Origin of the sequence: Dyadobacter sp. SG02 (genome assembly GCF_900109045.1) — a bacterium.
Taxonomy (GTDB): Bacteria; Bacteroidota; Bacteroidia; order Cytophagales; family Spirosomataceae; genus Dyadobacter.
Genome location: NZ_FNYL01000002.1, coordinates 150,762 through 168,416, shown reverse-complemented (window position 1 = coordinate 168,416; position 17,655 = coordinate 150,762). Strand labels below are relative to the sequence as shown.

Annotated in this window: 8 protein-coding genes; all 8 read left to right on the top strand. The window is 52.2% G+C overall.

What is annotated here, in order from left to right; genetic code table 11:
* Nucleotides 1-24 precede the first annotated feature (24 nt).
* Genes BMW93_RS04495 through BMW93_RS04460 form a run of 8 tightly spaced genes read left to right on the top strand, consistent with a single transcriptional unit; the run spans nt 25 to nt 17,516 of the window.
* A complete protein-coding gene (locus BMW93_RS04495) occupies nt 25-456 on the top strand; it encodes a GPW/gp25 family protein (protein WP_090374018.1) in 432 nt (143 codons plus the stop codon).
* Nucleotides 457-471: 15 nt separating this feature from the next.
* A complete protein-coding gene (locus BMW93_RS04490; RefSeq protein ID WP_090374017.1) occupies nt 472-4,179 on the top strand; it encodes a hypothetical protein in 3,708 nt (1,235 codons plus the stop codon).
* 6 nt (nt 4,180-4,185) lie between these two features.
* Nucleotides 4,186-7,503, top strand: coding sequence for a hypothetical protein (locus BMW93_RS04485; protein ID WP_090374016.1), 3,318 nt, complete (start codon nt 4,186-4,188; stop codon nt 7,501-7,503).
* A gap of 5 nt (nt 7,504-7,508) precedes the next feature.
* Nucleotides 7,509-9,440, top strand: coding sequence for a hypothetical protein (locus BMW93_RS04480; RefSeq protein ID WP_090374015.1), 1,932 nt, complete (start codon nt 7,509-7,511; stop codon nt 9,438-9,440).
* Nucleotides 9,441-9,450: 10 nt separating this feature from the next.
* Complete coding sequence (locus BMW93_RS04475; RefSeq protein ID WP_090374014.1) at nt 9,451-10,746, top strand: contractile injection system tape measure protein; 1,296 nt, start codon at nt 9,451-9,453, stop codon at nt 10,744-10,746.
* 20 nt (nt 10,747-10,766) lie between these two features.
* On the top strand, nt 10,767-15,518 hold the full coding sequence (locus BMW93_RS04470) for a DUF4157 domain-containing protein (RefSeq protein WP_090374013.1): 4,752 nt from the start codon (nt 10,767-10,769) through the stop codon (nt 15,516-15,518).
* Nucleotides 15,519-15,522: 4 nt separating this feature from the next.
* Nucleotides 15,523-16,092: a hypothetical protein gene (locus BMW93_RS04465; RefSeq protein ID WP_090374012.1), complete on the top strand. Its 570-nt coding sequence runs from the start codon at nt 15,523-15,525 to the stop codon at nt 16,090-16,092.
* 5 nt (nt 16,093-16,097) lie between these two features.
* Nucleotides 16,098-17,516 carry an ATP-binding protein gene (locus BMW93_RS04460; protein WP_090374011.1) on the top strand — a complete coding sequence of 473 codons (1,419 nt, stop codon included), beginning with the start codon at nt 16,098-16,100 and terminating at the stop codon, nt 17,514-17,516.
* Nucleotides 17,517-17,655 lie beyond the last annotated feature (139 nt).

Here is a 17,655-nt window from a genome sequence, read left to right as displayed (position 1 = left end):
TTAAAACAGATTTATCACGATCCTATGGAAACAATCCCAATGCCCCCCGAACGCCGCAGTTTTCTCGGAACCGGCTGGGCTTTCCCGCCCGAATTTTCCAAGCCGAACTGCACGCCCAAAATGGTTTCGGACGAGGAAGACATTTGGCAAAGCCTGAAAATACTGTTCAGCACAAGCCTGAAAGAGCGTCGGATCACGCCCGACTATGGCTGCAATCTCGCCGATTTCGTGTTTGCGCCACTGAACGTGTCGCTATTGTCGCTCCTGGAAGAAATGATACGCGAAGCGATTTTGCTCCACGAACCGCGGATCAAACTCAACGAGCTGCGACTGGATGTGGTGGAACTCGAAGGCCGTCTAAACATCCTGCTGGAATACACAGTCCGCGCTACCAATAACCGCTTCAACCGCGTGTTCCCCTACTATCTGAACGAAGGTACCAACGTCGCACCCTAAGCATCATTTCCTGTTATGGCACTTGTCGCACACCCGCTTGCCCGGTCTGGCACCACGCAACAAGAAAGGCTTTTGAAAGCCCTCATTCCGGAAAACCTCCAACTCGACGGCCGTAATATGGTTGAGCTGCTGGCGTTTGCGGGCAAATTCGCCCGCCAGATCCGCTATTGGTCGCCGGACAACACGCCCGACGGCGATTGGACCTGCTTTTTCGAAAAAGACGCTACCACGCTGCTGGCGATCGTCGCGGCCACCCCTCTGCAGGAAATCAGGCTCGACTACCGCCAAAGCGAGCTGGACTTTGTGCAGGCGTGCCGGCAGGAAAAACAGGCCGAAGGAAAAAGTGCCTGCGACCAGGCCATCGATCATTTATATCCGCTGGTAGACCACATTTTTGGCATCGCACAAAAGCTGTTGGATATATGCGAAAAATTCCCGCCGGACCATCCGCTCAAAGCCGAAACACAGGCTTTGATAAAAGAAAAATTGGGGATCCGGTCGCAAAATGGCGCTGTCAAAAACTTTAATGCGCCCATCGGCTTACTGATCAGCTACCACAAGACCATTCACGCGAAGCTCGGCCGCGAGGGGAAGGTGATCGATTTGTACGAACCTTTTTTCAGGCCCACGCCCTGCGCGGAAGCATGGGGTGTTGACAGTCACGATTTTTTGAATTGCATTGATTTCCACGCTCCCCTGGAAGAAGCTGACCGCGAGCGGCTATGGAAGTTGTTCCTGATTTTTTACAAGGCGCTGAGCTGGGTAGTCGGAAAAGCCGAAAAGGCATTTCAAACAGCACTACACGGCCGCAGCGACCACCCGCCGCACATTGCCTTGCTGCTGGCCTTCCTGCAACTGTTCCGCCGGTACCACCAGTCGGACATGAATAGTTTGTTGTCCAGGCACTTGCTATTCTATTACCAAGGCGTACTGCGCCTTCAGCAGCGCCGGGAGATTCCCGACAAGGTCCATATCGTATTCGAGATCGCCCAGAATATCGAAACCTACCGCCTTCAAAACGATACATTGCTGCTCGGCGGCCAGGATGTCACCGGTCTCGACCGCCTCTACGCGCTTGCCGACGAGCTCGTGGTCAATCAGGCAAAACTCATTGAAAAACAAAACCTGTATTTCTTCCAGGGCACTGCCATTGCATTAAGAAAGGCCGATCTGAAAGACGGTATCAAAATCCCGTACGAGGCGGGACAAAAACTGTGGCGGCCACTATCAGGACTTGAATTATTCCGGAAATGGCGGAGACAGACTCAAATGTTTGCCTTCAAAAAGACCGCAGGCAAGGAAGAACTGGCATTTAGTACCAGGCTACGAAATCAGATAGAAACCATTACCGCCAATCCCGGGCTCATTATGATGTCACCCGAATTGTGGCTTGCTGGCGGAGGCGACCGGACGATTACGATTTCGTTCGCCGCGGATGCCCCCATTGAACTGAAAGAATTTTACACCGAGATCAGCACAGCCGAAGGCGTATATACCTTTCCGTTAGACTTCAATAAGCAGGAACCGACTGAGCCGGAAGTGGTGCTGGCGAACAGGAAGTTTCCGTTACGATCCACTTATGTGCACCACGATAACATCACGACCTGGAACATCCAGCTTCCCGCCGATTTTGTTTCCATTTCGTCGCCCAAGGATCCGCAGGCCAACATCGGCGACGGGAATCCATTTGTAACGCTCCGCTTGAAAGACGGCAGTGACTACGATGCCGCCGCGAACATTCATTTGTCCAAAGTCGGCATACTAACTCAAAATCAGCGTCTCCGTAACATCAGCGTACAGCTCGGAAGTACGCCCTACGTGGCCAATGCCGACATTCCGTTAATCGGTTCGATGGCCGACGAAACTACCCTCAAATTGTATGTCACGGCTCCGGAGCTGGCTGTCAAAACCGGAAAAGCGACGTTAAACGTGCCCATCGAAGGACTGGACGACCAGTCGAAGGAACTTACATTGACCGGAACGCGGCAAAAATTGACAGCAGAGGAATTCGAAAAACCAGTGCCGTACGTGACCACCACGCCGTATCCTTTTTTTACAACCACCATCAGCATTAAAAAAGGCCCTGAGAATGCGCCTATCCAAATTTTCAAAATTGCCTCCGAAGCCATTTCGCTCGACTACACTTCCACGGAACAAGAACCGGAGCTGTATTGGAGGGATTTTCTGGGCGGGTATTCGAAAGTACGCGAGCTGGATGGTTCCTTGTTCACAATCGTTCCGCTGCATCGGTTACCTGAGCTGGACAAGCCTCTGATTATGACCGATGAAAGGGGCACACGACTACTGGACAACCAGAATGCCGCAGCCGGACCGGCAAACGCAGCTCCGACCTTTCCGGACATTGCCGACGGCAGCCTGCGTCTGGGTTTTGAAGCATTGCAACCCGGCCAGACATTATCGCTGCTCTTCCATTTTGCCGACGGGACCGGCAACCCCGACCACATAGCGCCCGATGAAATCGTATGGGCTTATCTGCGGCAAAATGAGTGGGTCCGTCTACCGCCACAATTCATCCTCGTCGACGAAACACTCGGGATGCGCCAAACAGGCATTCTTCGGTTACAGATTCCGTTCGATATCAACAATGGAAATACATTAGCGCTGGGAGAAGACGGCCGGCAGGACCTGTTCTGGATCCAGGCCAGCGCGAGCGAAGATCCCGGCAACAACATCTTTGTGGACGCGCTGCCTATGCTGAAAGATATTTTTCCGCAGGCGGGCACAGCCATTTTCCTAAACCGGCAAAATGATCTCGCGCACCTCCCGGATGGGTTGCCCGCGCAAACCATTACAGCGCTTCGTTTCAGGGACGCCAATGTTGTCAAGGTAGATCAGCCGTTCCAATCTTTTGACGGCCGGCTGTCGGAGACTTTCAGCCCGCTGGATTACCACCGCCGCATCCACGAGCGTTTGCGGCATAAGCGACGCGCCGTCACGCTGTGGGACTATGAGCGCATGACGCTCGAACAATTTCCAAAAGTAGCACTCGCCAAGTGTATCACGCACACCCGCGATACCGACGTAACCGGCCCGGGCTATGTGACGCTCGGCGTGGTACCATTCCCCGACCAGATGGTCGGCAACCGAAGATATTACCCCATTTTTAATGCAGGTGTCCTGGAAGCCATCGAACGCTTTCTCAACCGGCACAATACCTATTTTGTGAGCCATCAGGGCGGCGGGGTGAAATGCTGTGGCTCCGACGAAAGCGGTTGCGGATGCGCTCACGAGGGCGGGCTGCTGGTGCGCAATGCGATTTTCGAGCCGGTACGCTTACAGGTTTGTGTCAAATTCAGGGAAGGCAGAGATCCTTTTTTCTACAAAAAACAACTGGATACCGACCTTAAAATATTCCTGGCCCCATGGGCTACGGATTCCAGGGCGCCGCTTGTTTTCGGGACCACACTATATACTGTGGAATTGCTCCGTGTACTCGAAAACCTCGACTATGTAGACGTCATCATGGGACTGAAAGTCAAACACTTCCCAAGCCTGGAAATGGCCGAGATCGCCGAGGACGCGATCGCATTCGAAGTGGTGGAAAGTATTGCCCCCTTTACCTCCCGCTCCATTCTGACCACCTATCTCGATGTCCTGAACGAAGACAACCCCAATACGATAGACCACGACATTCTGGTGATAGATGGCACGGGATGCTGTGCCGATTGTGATGACGACAATTTGAAAAAAGCTAATCCATAATCCGATATGGCCACTTCCCTGACTGTTCCAAAGACGCTCAACTACCCGCCGGGCATGGATTACCAGCTGCTGCGGCGCGAAGGTATGCGCTACCTCGAAAGGCTTGGCTCGGGCATTTGGACCGATTTCAACGCCCACGACCCGGGCGTGACCATGCTGGAAGTGCTGTGCTATGCGCTCACCGACCTGGGCTATCGCACACAGCTGCCGGATGCCGATTTGTTTATACCTGTCGACAACCGGAAAGCCTTTTTCACGGCTGCCAAAATTTTACCTAATGCGCCCGTCACAGCCCTTGATTTCCGCAAAATCCTGATCGATATCGAAGGTGTAAAAAACGCGTGGCTTGAAGGCTGCGGCAAACCCACCGTGTATTTTAACTGGATGCTCGACAGGGAAATAAACCTTCAGATACCCGACCTGAACCGGAAGGGACTGAAAGAAGAGACATTTGACCCCATTCCGCCATTCAACCTTAAAACCTTCAAACTGACCTTGAATGTGCCGGAATCGAGCCCGCCGCAGCCAAAAGAATATACGATCGAGGAGTACCTGCAAACGATTTACCAACTCAAACCGGCACAGCGGAAAACTCCCGAGCTACATTTAAGAGCAGCGATCGGCGACCAGGTCATCAAAGAAATCCTGCCTGAGCAGATCAAAAAATACTGGCTGCTTCTGCATGCCGCTCAATACCTGCACGACGCACAGAAATGGGTCAGTGTAAACGGCATTACCGACCAGCGCATTAAAATCCTGAAAGAGCTGGGAGCGGTGGCGCGTACCCTGAAATTCGTTGAATACAATGCGGACAATGCGGACACGGACATTGCCAAACGTGTAAAAGCCCTCCGGACTTCGCTCACCAAAAAAACGCTGCTGGAAGAGGTCTTGAAAGACCCCGATTTCGCGAGATATTTTTTTGCGGAGCCTGTCTGGCCCCAGCTCATGGATGGTCTGTCGGTCAAACCCACGGATTCGCCCTCGCCTTATTCCCTTTTTAAACCAAAAGGCATTTACAAGGTTTATCTGCAATTGGAAGACGGGTTTGAATACGAAAAAAATACCATTACGGAGCAAGCGCTGAAACGTTTGCATGAGAACCGGGCATTGAGCGAGGATTTTGAAGGTATCACCGTTGTGGACAAAGCCCGCGTATGCGTGCACACACAGATCGAAATCGCGCCGGACGCCGACCCTGTCCAGGTTTATGCGGACTTGCGGTATACCATCGAAAATTTTCTGGCACCGCCTGTACCCATGTACGGGTTACAGGAAATGCTCGACCGGCATGCCGCGTTCACATTAACCGAAACATCCATCACGCAACTGACCGAGGCGGAATTGCCGGACGAAATACTGCAAAACCTACTGCCACTTCAGGAGCAGTTGTGGATCGGGATAGAGGCCTGGCGGAAGGCGGTCACAAATGCCGTCGGGCAGGTGGTGATGGACGATTATGAGGGCCTGCTTTACCAGCATACCATTAAAACCTACGAATCCGACGAGGTATTCCAGGGACCGTTGCTACGACACGGATTTATCGGCGATGCAGAGCTTGCAAACGCTTCCTGGCGGCGTGTGGTTTACAAATCCGACCTTTTCCAGGTGTTGTCGGCTACTAAAAATGTGGTCCGGGTGACGCGTTTGCAAATCCACAAATCCCCGAAAAACGATGAAAATGACGATACAGTCGAAAAAGAATGGTGCCTTTCGTTTGACTGCGACTGCCAGCCGACACTCGATCCGGAATGCTCGGAATTTACGTTCACCGTGAATGGACGCCCGGTCCGTTTCGATATAATGGACCAGTACGAGGCCATCGGCAAGCTGGAACAGCTTCGTGCCCAGGACGCGAAAATCGACCGTACTGGTAATATGGACCTCCCCGTCCCACGCGGTACCCAGCGCCCCGATCTGGACGAATATGTCAGCATTCAGGAAGAGTTTCCGCGCACTTATCATGTCGGCCGCGAAGGCATTGCTTCCAGCCACCCGCCCCTGCGCAAAGCGCAGGTAAAGCAAATGAAGGGGTTTCTGATGTTTTTTGACCAAATCCTGGCCAACTACCTGGCCCACCTGGCCGAAGTCCGGAATATGCTCGCAACGGATATGACCGTAGAAAAACAAGCGCTGTACCAGGCACTCTACGACGTACCGAACGTGCAGCCGCTGCTGATGGCATTCGACGAAAGCAGTTCGTGGGAGGATTTCAAAAAAGACCCCGAAAATGGTTATCTCAAAGCGCTGCATTCGCTTACAAATGGCAGCGATACCTCCCGGCGATTGCGGCAAAACAAAATCATCGACCATTTGCTGGCGCGTTTCGGAGAACAATTTACCGATCATGCCTTGCGCCTTTTCGAGATCGAACAGCCGCTGGACGATGACGGCGAAAATGACGGAAGCCTGGCCGACTGGCTGGAAGACAAACAGAAAATGCTGCGCAAGCTGCCCGGCCTGGGCAGGCGGCGGGGCCAGGGTTTCAACTACCGCCCTGCCGCCGAGGACGATTACCGGCACTTCTGGGACTCGGATAATGAAGTGGGTTTCAAACGCAGGGTGCTGGCCCAAATGGGCGTTGAAGATTGGCGCCGCCGCACTATTACCTGCTCTCCCCGATTTTACACGGACACCAGACTGGAAACCGGCGGCCGGTCCAAGAGATATCGCTTTGGCATAAAAAAAGATGAAAACGCATCTTCTTTCTGGTTGCTAAGCACTGCGCTTTACAGCCGGGAGGAAAATGCCAGCCATGCCGCCGACGATTTTTACGCCCGGGCAGCCGATATCAATCAGTACGGGATCGTCCGGCAGGACAAGGATTATTTTGCAGGTTTTTGGAATGGAAACGATCCCCGCACCCGCGACAATGCATTGCTGATTTCTTCGCCCAAAAACGAAATGCAGGCCAATTTGCTCCTGAGCGAAATCAAAAACTACATTGCCCGCCAATGCCAGGTGAAGAGCTTTTATGTGATTGAGCACATCCTGCTGCGACCTGCGGATGAGTATTATGTTCCTTTGAAGCCGGTAGCGGATATACAAAATTTCAGTCAGTCAGACCCCTATTCATTCCGGATCACGGTGATCGTCCCCAACTGGGTGGGGCAGTTTCTGGATCCTCTTTTCGAAGAACTGGTCCGCAGCGAAGTTCCGGCGCACGTGGCCATTCATTTCGTCAGGATCGACCATAGCGAAATGCTGGATTTCGAACCCATTTATTTTGAATGGCTTAAAGCGAAAACCGACCCGGAAACTTCCGATTTCCACTTGCGGGAAGCGACTAACATGCTGGTAGAGGAACTCAACAAAAAACGGTAGACACAATGAGCACAGCAACTACACCCCAGTCCCCGATCGAAGTCTGCCTGCATGGCCACGGCATTGTTTGCGGGTTGGAAGTACATATCAATCACAACTGCGACATACACCTGAACGGCGGCACAGCCATCACGCCGTCGGGCGGCTTGATCCACATCGGGGACAAAACTTTCAGCTACTACCTCATCGAACCGTCGCCCGAGGTACAGGCATATTTCCCGCACAACACCGGGAAGGAGGAGCGCATCAATCGTACCGTGCTGGAACTTGTTTCAAGTAAAGGCTACAACCCCGGAACCACCGATTCTTTGAAACAACAAAGCCCGGAAGACACACCTACACGCGATCTTCTATCCGATAAAATACTGGTGGTTTTGTTCCGGACCGACGATCCTTCCAAACAATACTTTCTCCTGGTAAGTCCTTCGCTGTTGCTGGAAAAAGGCGATAGCGACACGCTGAACAAGGTCAAAGAACTGTCGAAAAGCGATATTTCCGAAGCCCGCTCCCGGCTGCACAAACGGCCACAGCGCGGCGAGCGCATATACCCGTCTGAATTGATCGATCAGGCATTCCGGCCTTACCTGCAACTTCGGGAGGTTATCGTTCCGCGATTCGGTTACAAAGAGCTGGCCATTGCAGACAGGTCACAGCCATTCGGCACGGATAATTTTGTCAATCCATTTTCCAAAATCAAAACCTTCAAAACTCTTTTTGAAGAATACAAAGCCATTCTGGACGACCTGATACCTGAATTCGCGGAGGCGCTCGAAAAACTGCATGCGATTTACGGCGACCAGTTCACACACAAGGGAAAGCATTATTGGGACAAATACCGCAAGATCCTGACGGGCAAATGGCAGGTATTCCTGGAAAAAGGCGAACATCTGTACTACATTCAATACTATTACGACTGGCTGGTGGACCTGGTGAAAGCGTACGACGAGCTTTGTGAAGAGCTATCGGCGTTTGTCGGAAAATGTCATTGCCACAGCAAGGAGAATCAGCCGGGCGAATTTGGCCTGCTGCGCCTGGGGCCGGTATTGGGCGGCAGCACCAGCTACACACCTCTGCTGTTCCGCGACAGTTTTGAGCCTCCGCTGATCGACGGTCACAATGAAGAAGATTGGAACCGGATCCGGTTTCACCACTGGCGGCTGATGATGATGATCTGGACATTCGATCTTCCGCAGCTCAAACTCGACGAGATCCTGGTCAAAAGGGGTTACCTGGACTCGGCCAAAGAGTTTGAAGACTCGACCGACTATTTTGAAAGAATGCCCCTGGGCGACCTGCCCCTCAAATTTACCCCCAGCCAGACGCCGGACACGCCACTGGCCGGGCAGGCAATCCCCTACTACTATCCGCTCGATGCCGACAGCCCTTACTCGCTGCATCAGTACTGGAATTACCGGCTGACACAAATGCACCGGACGAAACACATCCGCTCCTACAATGCCATTCCCGACAGGGATTCGTATACCGCCGTCGGGGAAAAGAAATACCACCTGGACGCCCAGTTTCCCGTTGCTTTCCATTTACGCCAATATCCGTTTTTACGCGCGGAAGGGCACATTGGGAAACCCGTGGGACTGGTTCAGGTGCCCGGCGCGGTACCCGTCGAATTCAAAGCGGATTTGAAGGCCTGGGCCGAATTGCTCCGCCAGCAGAATCTGAGCTTGCAGGTTATAGGCATCCCGGTTTCCGAATTACCCGATTTTGTAAGTCAGTTCGGCGATATTCCCGGCAATGCGCTTCATTGGGGCCTGGAACACGTTGGCGGCCTTGCCTATGGACACACGTTGGTGCTTGTGTACACCGACACCGACGAGCAGATCGAGCTCAGTGAATGCAAAAAGGACTCTGACCCGGAGGTAGCAAAAAACACGATCATCGCTGATTTTACCATTCCGGTTTTTGTAGGAAAAACGATATAACATTGTTTCAATGGCACACCTTATCCAGCGTCTTACCGTGGAACTTGCCGCGCCCGACACCGCCACCGCACGTCGGCGGCAGGAAGAGGTAAGTCAATGGCTGAAAGCAGGCGCCTGGCAGCTCGCATTGTCGGAGCAACTGGACCGGCTCGTTCCCGAAGAAATGGTACTGCGCATACCGCGGATCGAAATCGACATTCATGCCGGGGACGAAGCGGATTTCCAGAAACAGATGGTCGATGCGATTTTGAATGCGGTGGGCAGATTTGAACAAAAACAGCAGGGCAAAACATTTCACAGGCGGGTTTACATGCACGAGATTATAATTTTCTATCTTGAAAATGGCTACCTCCCGGCAACAGCACCCTCATTCGTCAGGTCTGAAATAAAAGGTTTTATTGAAAACCTGCCTACCGACGAAAACCCCGAATTCTGGCAGGTTATCCGGTCAAAAGCGGGTAGCAGGCCTGCTATTCTCCGTCGGCTTTATCAGTATCTCGGCATTACAAACTTCCGGCAGCTGATTTGTAAAATTCTCGGCATGTCCCCGCTTGTTCCGCAATGGTTAGCCGATTTTCAAGCCCAGAAAACCGGTGGAGAAAATCCTCTGCGCTTTGACAAAACGGTGGAAGTCCATTTTTGGCAAATGATGTTTTTGCAAAAACCTGCGGATGAAACATTTGAGCACCAGACCGTTTTTAAAAAATACCTGACGCAGCAAATCAATGCCGCTAACGCGTCGCCTCAGGCACCTGTACAGTCTCCGGAGAAGGAAAATGACCCAAAAGAATTAACAGAAACTTCCGATGCGTTTTTTATTGAAAATGCCGGGCTGGTGTTACTCGCCCCTTTCCTGAGTACGCTTTTCAATGCATTGGGCTGGGTAAAAGACAAAGAATGGGTTAGTAACGATTTTCAGCAGCAGGCCGTGCGGTTGCTGGCATATATGTCTCACGGGACAACCGACGGTGACGAATTCGAATGGCCGCTGAACAAAGTGCTCTGTGGCTTGCCTGTGGACGCCGAAGTAGACCCGCCCGACGCGCTCACGCCAGACATACTTACCCTCGCCGACGAGCTGTTGGCCGCAGTGATAGCGCAATGGACCGTCCTGAAAACGACCTCCGTAGCCGGACTTCGGGAACGTTTTTTAGCAAGGGAAGGCAAGCTATCCCGCGACCCCGGGGGCGAGTGGCGGATGCTGGTACCGCGTCAAACCATTGATGTACTTCTGGACCGGATTCCCTGGGGATTTTCGGTGATCAAACTGCCCTGGATGAGTAACATTTTATTTGTGGACTGGTAACTTTTTAATGAGGTATTGCTATGCTGACAGCTGTGAAGTCGCCGGTCGCTGACAAAAAGCAGGCCGCCAAAGCACCCTTCTTTCAACCCAAGCTCACCGTAAATGAGCCTGGGGACTCCTATGAGCAGGAGGCTGACGCCGTAGCCGACCGCGTTATGCGCGTCCCCGACCCGACCGCCCATAACAGTCAGTTCAAAAAAGTACCAGTCGCGAGTCTGCAACGGCAATGCGCTTCGTGCGAGGAGGAAAAAATACAGCGAAAAGAAAGCGAAGAGGAAGAAACGCCGGTGCAACTGAAGCCGATCAGCGAATTGTCCGTCCAGCGTAAATGCGCAGAATGCAATGAAGAGGAAAAGGTACAGCGGAAAGAGCTTGTGCAAAGAGACGACCAGGAGACACCTGTCGCGACGCCAGCCTTGTTGCCGCCACTTTCGCTTCCGCGTCCGACTTTGTTTCCCCGCGTGCAACCGGGCTATCTCGCCCCCCTACCCGCCCCTACCCTGCAAATTGACTGGTTCGGTATTAACACGATGTTGCAGTCCAGAGGGGCGTCGCACCTCGGTCCGTACATAAGGAACGATGTGGAAGTGCTTTGGCGCAGCAACTTCCGTTTTTTCAGGAACATTATGCCCGAATCCACCGCTTTATGGGCGACCAATAAATCCATTTCATTAAGCGTAGGGAATTATTTGTCGAGAGACTTTCCCACACAATCGGAACTGTTCGAACGGGGTTTGCCGCCGGGCACATTCAAGACCCCCATTATTCCAGTCTTATGGGGTTCGTTTGATCTGGGCTCAGGCACGCCCCCCAGGCTTTTCAGAAAAGAACAATCTCCCGAAAGCCCCAAACAAAACACCGCCCCGCCCATTGTTTCGGACGTAATCTCGGGCAGTGGCCGCCCGCTCGACGCTGATACGCGGCATTTCATGGAAGCGAGGATCGGCCACAGCTTTGAATCTGTGCAACTTCACACCGACACCCAAGCCGCCTCCTCGGCCGATTCGATCAATGCGCGCGCCTACACGTCGGGGAACCACATCGTATTCAACGAAAACCAATACCAGCCTCAAACGGACACCGGTAAACGTTTGCTGGCGCACGAACTCGTGCATACCATACAGCAGGATGGCGGCATTGTGAGGCGTATCGCCGACAAAGCGTCATCCGTATGCGACGCTCCCCAGGAAACGATCAAAGCCGTAACCGGGCCGGAAAAGGTAACCGACATTCCGGGAAATAATCCATCAAAAACATCCCCGCAACCCAAAGCACCGGCCAATGCAGAACCGGCGGCAGATCCCAAAGCAGCCAATGCGCCGGCCGCCAAACCGGAAGCCATTACAAGTCCTGCGCAGGATACTTCTTTCAAAACGGTGCTTGCCGACACGAGGCGCGCCAAGAAAAGTCAGGGTCACCATAAAAAAGAAGATGTGATCGCCGATGAAGCCAGCCAGAGTGCGGCCAATCCCGCCGGGAAAGACGCGCAAATGGGCCAGGCCAACAAGGTGCTGGGCACCGAAGAAAAACTGGCTGCCGCGCCTGCATTCAGCAAGGAAATGTTCAAGGCTACTATCAAAAAGCGGGTGAACGAAGGGCTGCCCAAGAATGAAGACGACAACAAGGGATTCAAACAGGGAGGCGTGCAGTCGCTCACCAGCTCGGTCGGCCAGGAAGTCGTGTCCCCCCAAGACCCTACCCTGGCCACACTCAAGAATACGGAAAACGCGACTGTCGGTTCCGCTGGCGCCCTGTACCAGAAAGAGGTGGGTGTAACGCAACCCGAAGACCCCGGACGCAAAGCCAAAATTGGTCAGTCGGAGCGGGCTGTTCCCAAACCGCTCCCGCAGGAGTTTATGAAGCTCGATGAAGAGCATGACGCCGATTCGCTCGACAGGGCGATGGACGACCCGAAGCTTGCGGAGTACAATGTCAAGCTCACCAACGACCACCTTGCTTCCTCCGAAGAGCCGGAATTCAAAAAGTTGGACAGCGACGGACAGGCTACCAAAGCCCTGGAAACCAAGCAGGGAGCACAGACAGAGCTTTGCCAGATATCTTCCAAAAACCGCGAGGCCGAATATACCGCCCACCAGGAAGAGGCCGATGCGGCGCAATCGTCGCTGAACAAAACGATGGTTGGCAAGTTTGGTGCGCGAAAGGATAGCTTTGATAAAGTAAATAAAAACAAGGATGAAGCGAGCCGCCAGGACGAAGCTATTCTGAAAGCTTACTATGATAAAATCGCGGGCATTTACACCACGTCCAAAGAGGCTGTCGATACCAAACTCAAGGAACTGGATGCCGTTACGGAGCTATTCTCGACGGCCATGACCAAGGCCAACGACACATTCAGCAGCCGCGTGACGAGCCGGTTGAACGATTATTACGGCGTAGGTGTGTTCAACCTCAGCGAGGAAGACGAAGATGCTTTCGAACGCTCGGCCAAAGAAGGTATTAAAGGGCAGATACACTGGCTGAATGTGCGCAGACAAATGACCACAGACCCGGTACAGATCGCCTACATCGACGAGCGCATCAGGTACCTGACAGGTAGAGGCAATGCTATCGAAACAATTCCTGAAAGGGTTTTCAGGGAAGAAAAGGCGACTTTCATCGCCGCCCTGGACGAATCTCTGGACCAGATCGGGACGATTATCGAGACGACCCTCAATGCCGCAAGAGATATCATTAAAAAAGGGAAAGAGGACATTGACTGCGCATCTCATTGCGTACCAGCCCACCTGCAAGACCAGGCGCGGGAGAATACCGACGAATTCAAGGCCAAGTTTGATGACCTGGACACCGCGCTCACGGACAAACAAAAGGATATCGAAGAAAGCCTGTCGCGCGAGTATGTCAAAAACGTATCAGCGCTCAAAGAAACCTTCGAGAAAATCAGGGCGGAAGCTGCCATGCCGTGGTGGCAGAAAGCGTGGAACGCTATCAAAAAAGTCGCTACGATTCTTTACGACCTTGGCAAACTATTGCTGAATGTCCTGGCCAAAGCGGCCGGCGTGATCGGCGACATTATAGCGCACCCGCTACGGTTTATCGGTAACCTGTTTAAAGCGGTCGGAAAAGGCTTCGACATGTTTGTGGGCAGAATCGGCGAACACCTTGAAAAAATCATCCTGAGACTCGTCCTGGGCATGTTGCCGCCGGGGATCAGGCTTCCGGACACGTTTGATGCCGCGGGTATATTTTCTCTCGCGCTGGATGTGCTCGGATTAAGCAAAGACAAGATCCGCGAAAGAGCGGTGGACAAGCTGGGCGAGCCCGTTGTTCACGCGCTGGAAGAGACCTTCGACCTGTTTATCATTTTCAAAAAAGAGGGTTTTGCGGGCTTATGGAAACACATTAAAGACCGTATCGGCGATTTGAAAGATCAGGTGATCGGCCAGGTGAAGGACTATCTGAGCGAGAGCATTATCAAGGCTGCCATCAAATATTTGCTCAGTGCGCTGACGCCGGTGTCAGGGTTTATCAAAGCCTGCGAGACGATCATCAATATGGCCATTTTCTTTATCGAAAACCTGAAAAACCTGCTTCAACTGCTGGACGCCATTCTCGACTCGTTCATTGACGTAGCACAAGGCAAGATCGAAAATGCGGCTGCCAAGGTGGAAAGTGCATTGCAGGACATCCTGCTGATCGGGATCAAATTCCTCGCCGCATTGATAGGTATCAAATTCGACGTGATCAGCGCCAAGATCGGCAAGCTGTTTGCCGCGATCAAAACCCCTATCGACCGCGCCATCAACTGGTTGTTCGACAAAGCCAAGGCATTTGCCGAAAAAACCGGCCTGACCGCCCTTGCCAAAAAAGGCAAGGCGGCCGTAGAAAAAGGCAAGGAACAGCTGGTAGAGAAAGGCGGGGCCGCGGTTGGAAAAATCCTTGGGTTCTTTGGGATCAAATCCACGTTCAAAGATGAAAAAGGCAAAACTCATTCGGTTGCGTTTGAAGACAAAAACAACCACATCAAACTGATCGTAAGAAGCGAGCCGCTGTCTATTGAGGAGTTTATCAAATTCTATGAAACCGAATATGCGCAGAGCCTGAAAGACAAAACCAACAAAGGGCATTTCGACAATATCAAAACTACGCTCCTGCCGCAGATGAACCAGAAAGTGAAAGACATCGAAAAACCAAACAACAAAAAGGTTCAGGCGGACAAAGAAAGGCTGCTCGAGATAAAAGTCGATATCGCCCGTTCGCTGGGCTTGTTGATGAAAGGAAACAAGAAGGTTGGCCACTCCTTCGAGAGCTATTACCTGGAAGGCATGGTCGGTCAATATGGCAAAATGGCTAATTCGCGCGGCGACATCCTGGAAGGCGACCACCAGCCACAGACCGCGCTTCTGAAATGGTCGACGAAATATCTGAAAAAGAGCAAAATCGACGACTGGATCGGCTCAGGGCACGGCAGCAACGCGTATGTGATCCTGCTGCACAAACGCCGGCATAAGCTGGGGGCTACCCACAGTACCTTCGATCAACCGGACGAAACCGCCATCAAGGCAGCTCCGGACCTCGAACAAAAACGAAAACTGGTCCTGGCGATACTGAAAAAAGCCTTGAAACATGACGCGACTGAAATGCTGAAAATCTACCAGGCCAGCGACAAAGACGATGCCGCCTGGGGCGATATCTGGCACGATACCGAAGGGGACGACAAAGAGAAAAAAGCCTTGATAGCCAAAATCAAGGCCAATGTGAAAGCCGGCGAAGCCTCGATACAGGCCCAGCCGCTACATACCCTGATCGAATAGAACTATGGACACGCAACAAGCATTTACCGAATTCAAAGCCTACCTGGCCGGGCATCCCGATGCATTGGATTTACAATTGATCGATGATGCCTCCGATTTTCCGTTCGACTGGGGGCCCGACGTGATGAAACATCTTCGTCTTTTTGCCAAAACCGGCACCGGCTCTTACATTGGTTTCTGGTCGCCCGACGGCGCGGTTCCGAAAAATCCCGAAAACCTTCCGCTCGTCTGGATCGATCACGAGGGGGTGCCTATGAGTGTGTTTGCGCGTAATACCGACGACTTTTTAGCATTCATGCATTTCGATACCGGGTTCATTTACGAGATTCTGATCGACTACCATTTCTACAAAACAGATCCTGCCGGCTATGATGACCCTGCCAAAAAGTTTACAAAAAAGTACCTGACAAAATATTTGAAAGAAAAAGACAGCTCCCCGGACTTCAAAGCATTGGGGCACTGGCTCTCCGAGAAGCTCGGCGTTTCCATTCCGGCGGACCCGGCGGACATGATCGGCAAGGCGATCGATGCGCATAAAGATTTTAATGAATGGCTCCATCATGACAATTTATAATCCCTATGCCTAATTCATTTTCGCAGCTTCGCTCCTGGTTCAAAACGCCCGAACCTCCCGAGACCAAAGCATTGGTCCTGCACAACCAGCATATGTACGCCGCCACCGGTTTGGCTGTTAACCTTTCGCTGGGGCTGACCCACGTGCAGCAGCTTGCCGACAGTCGCTTGCAGGAATATCTTGGCAAAGGGTCATTTCAAATGCCCGATCCGCAGCTTTACGACGACGGCTCTCCCCTGTTTGTAGCGCTAAGCCACTGGGGGCTGTCGCCGAGCGAATATCTGACGCTGATGATCGCGCTTGCGCCCGCCCTTCAACCCAATTTTTACGATTTACTTATCCAGAAACATTTGTCGAAAGCGGGCGAATTTCCCGAGTTCGGAGGGGTCAAAAACGCTAATACGCGGACGACATTGCCCACCGGCGACACGGTTTTGTTTTTGCTCAACGGCACGGATCTCACAGGCCGCTTAACTACCTGGCAACAAATTCTTTCGCACGACAGCCGGCTGATCAAACAGCAAATTATCCTGCTGGAAGACCCGAAGGATGGAGAACCCGCCACAAGCGGTCGCATTACCGTCTCAAAAGAGTACGTCGAAATGTTCCTGCTGGGCCGGGAATGGCAACCACGTTTCAGCAGCGAGTTCCCGGCCCAGCCGATCACGACGCTGCTCGATTGGGACAATCTGATCGTATCCAAAAACAATTTGCAGGAGCTTAGAATTATCCAGGACTGGCTCGACCATGAACAGACGATCAAGACCGACCCGGCTTTGTCCAGGATGATCAAACCGGGGTACCGGGCACTTTTCTACGGGCCGCCGGGGACTGGTAAAACCCTGACAGCCGCATTAGTAGGCAAACGTCACAAAAGGCCTGTTTACCGGGTAGACCTTTCGCAAATGGTTTCCAAATACATTGGCGAAACCTCAAAAATCGCCAGCAACTTGTTTGACATTGCCGAAAACAGAAACTGGATTTTGTTTTTCGACGAGGCTGATTCCTTGTTTGGGAAACGCACTTCCGTAACATCGTCAAATGACCGTTATGCCAACCAGGACGTCTCTTACCTGCTTCAGCGTGTCGAAGATTATAATGGATTGATCATCCTGGCTTCCAACTATAAGCATAATATCGACAATGCGTTTATGCGGCGTTTTCAATCCGTTATTCATTTTTCGATGCCCGATGCGCAGGAAAGACTGACGCTTTGGCAACAGACAAAGCCCGAAGTTGTAAAAATAGCCGATGATATATCTTTTGAAGAACTGGCACAGAAGTTTGAATTAAGCGGCGCATCTATTCTTAATGTAATGTATATTAGTACGATACGAGGACTGGCCGATGAGCAAAAAATCACACGCGCCATGCTTATCGATGAGATCCGTAAAGAGCTGGCAAAAGAAAATAAAACTATCTGACGATTTGTATCCAGCTCTATGGCCTGCTTTGGGTACAACAGTTTGGTTAGCCCAGCCTATAAAGCCATAGATGTCCGTACAACGTTGAAACAACACTCGATTTCATTTTGGCCTGACCAGATCATTCCAATACGTAAGG

Bases quoted from the DNA above. Each gene is read 5' to 3' on its own strand.
- BMW93_RS04495 (WP_090374018.1), top strand. From the start codon at position 25: ATGGAAACAATCCCAATGCCCCCCGAACGCCGCAGTTTTCTCGGAACC.
- BMW93_RS04490 (WP_090374017.1), top strand. From the start codon at position 472: ATGGCACTTGTCGCACACCCGCTTGCCCGGTCTGGCACCACGCAACAA.
- BMW93_RS04485 (WP_090374016.1), top strand. From the start codon at position 4,186: ATGGCCACTTCCCTGACTGTTCCAAAGACGCTCAACTACCCGCCGGGC.
- BMW93_RS04480 (WP_090374015.1), top strand. From the start codon at position 7,509: ATGAGCACAGCAACTACACCCCAGTCCCCGATCGAAGTCTGCCTGCAT.
- BMW93_RS04475 (WP_090374014.1), top strand. From the start codon at position 9,451: ATGGCACACCTTATCCAGCGTCTTACCGTGGAACTTGCCGCGCCCGAC.
- BMW93_RS04470 (WP_090374013.1), top strand. From the start codon at position 10,767: ATGCTGACAGCTGTGAAGTCGCCGGTCGCTGACAAAAAGCAGGCCGCC.
- BMW93_RS04465 (WP_090374012.1), top strand. From the start codon at position 15,523: ATGGACACGCAACAAGCATTTACCGAATTCAAAGCCTACCTGGCCGGG.
- BMW93_RS04460 (WP_090374011.1), top strand. From the start codon at position 16,098: ATGCCTAATTCATTTTCGCAGCTTCGCTCCTGGTTCAAAACGCCCGAA.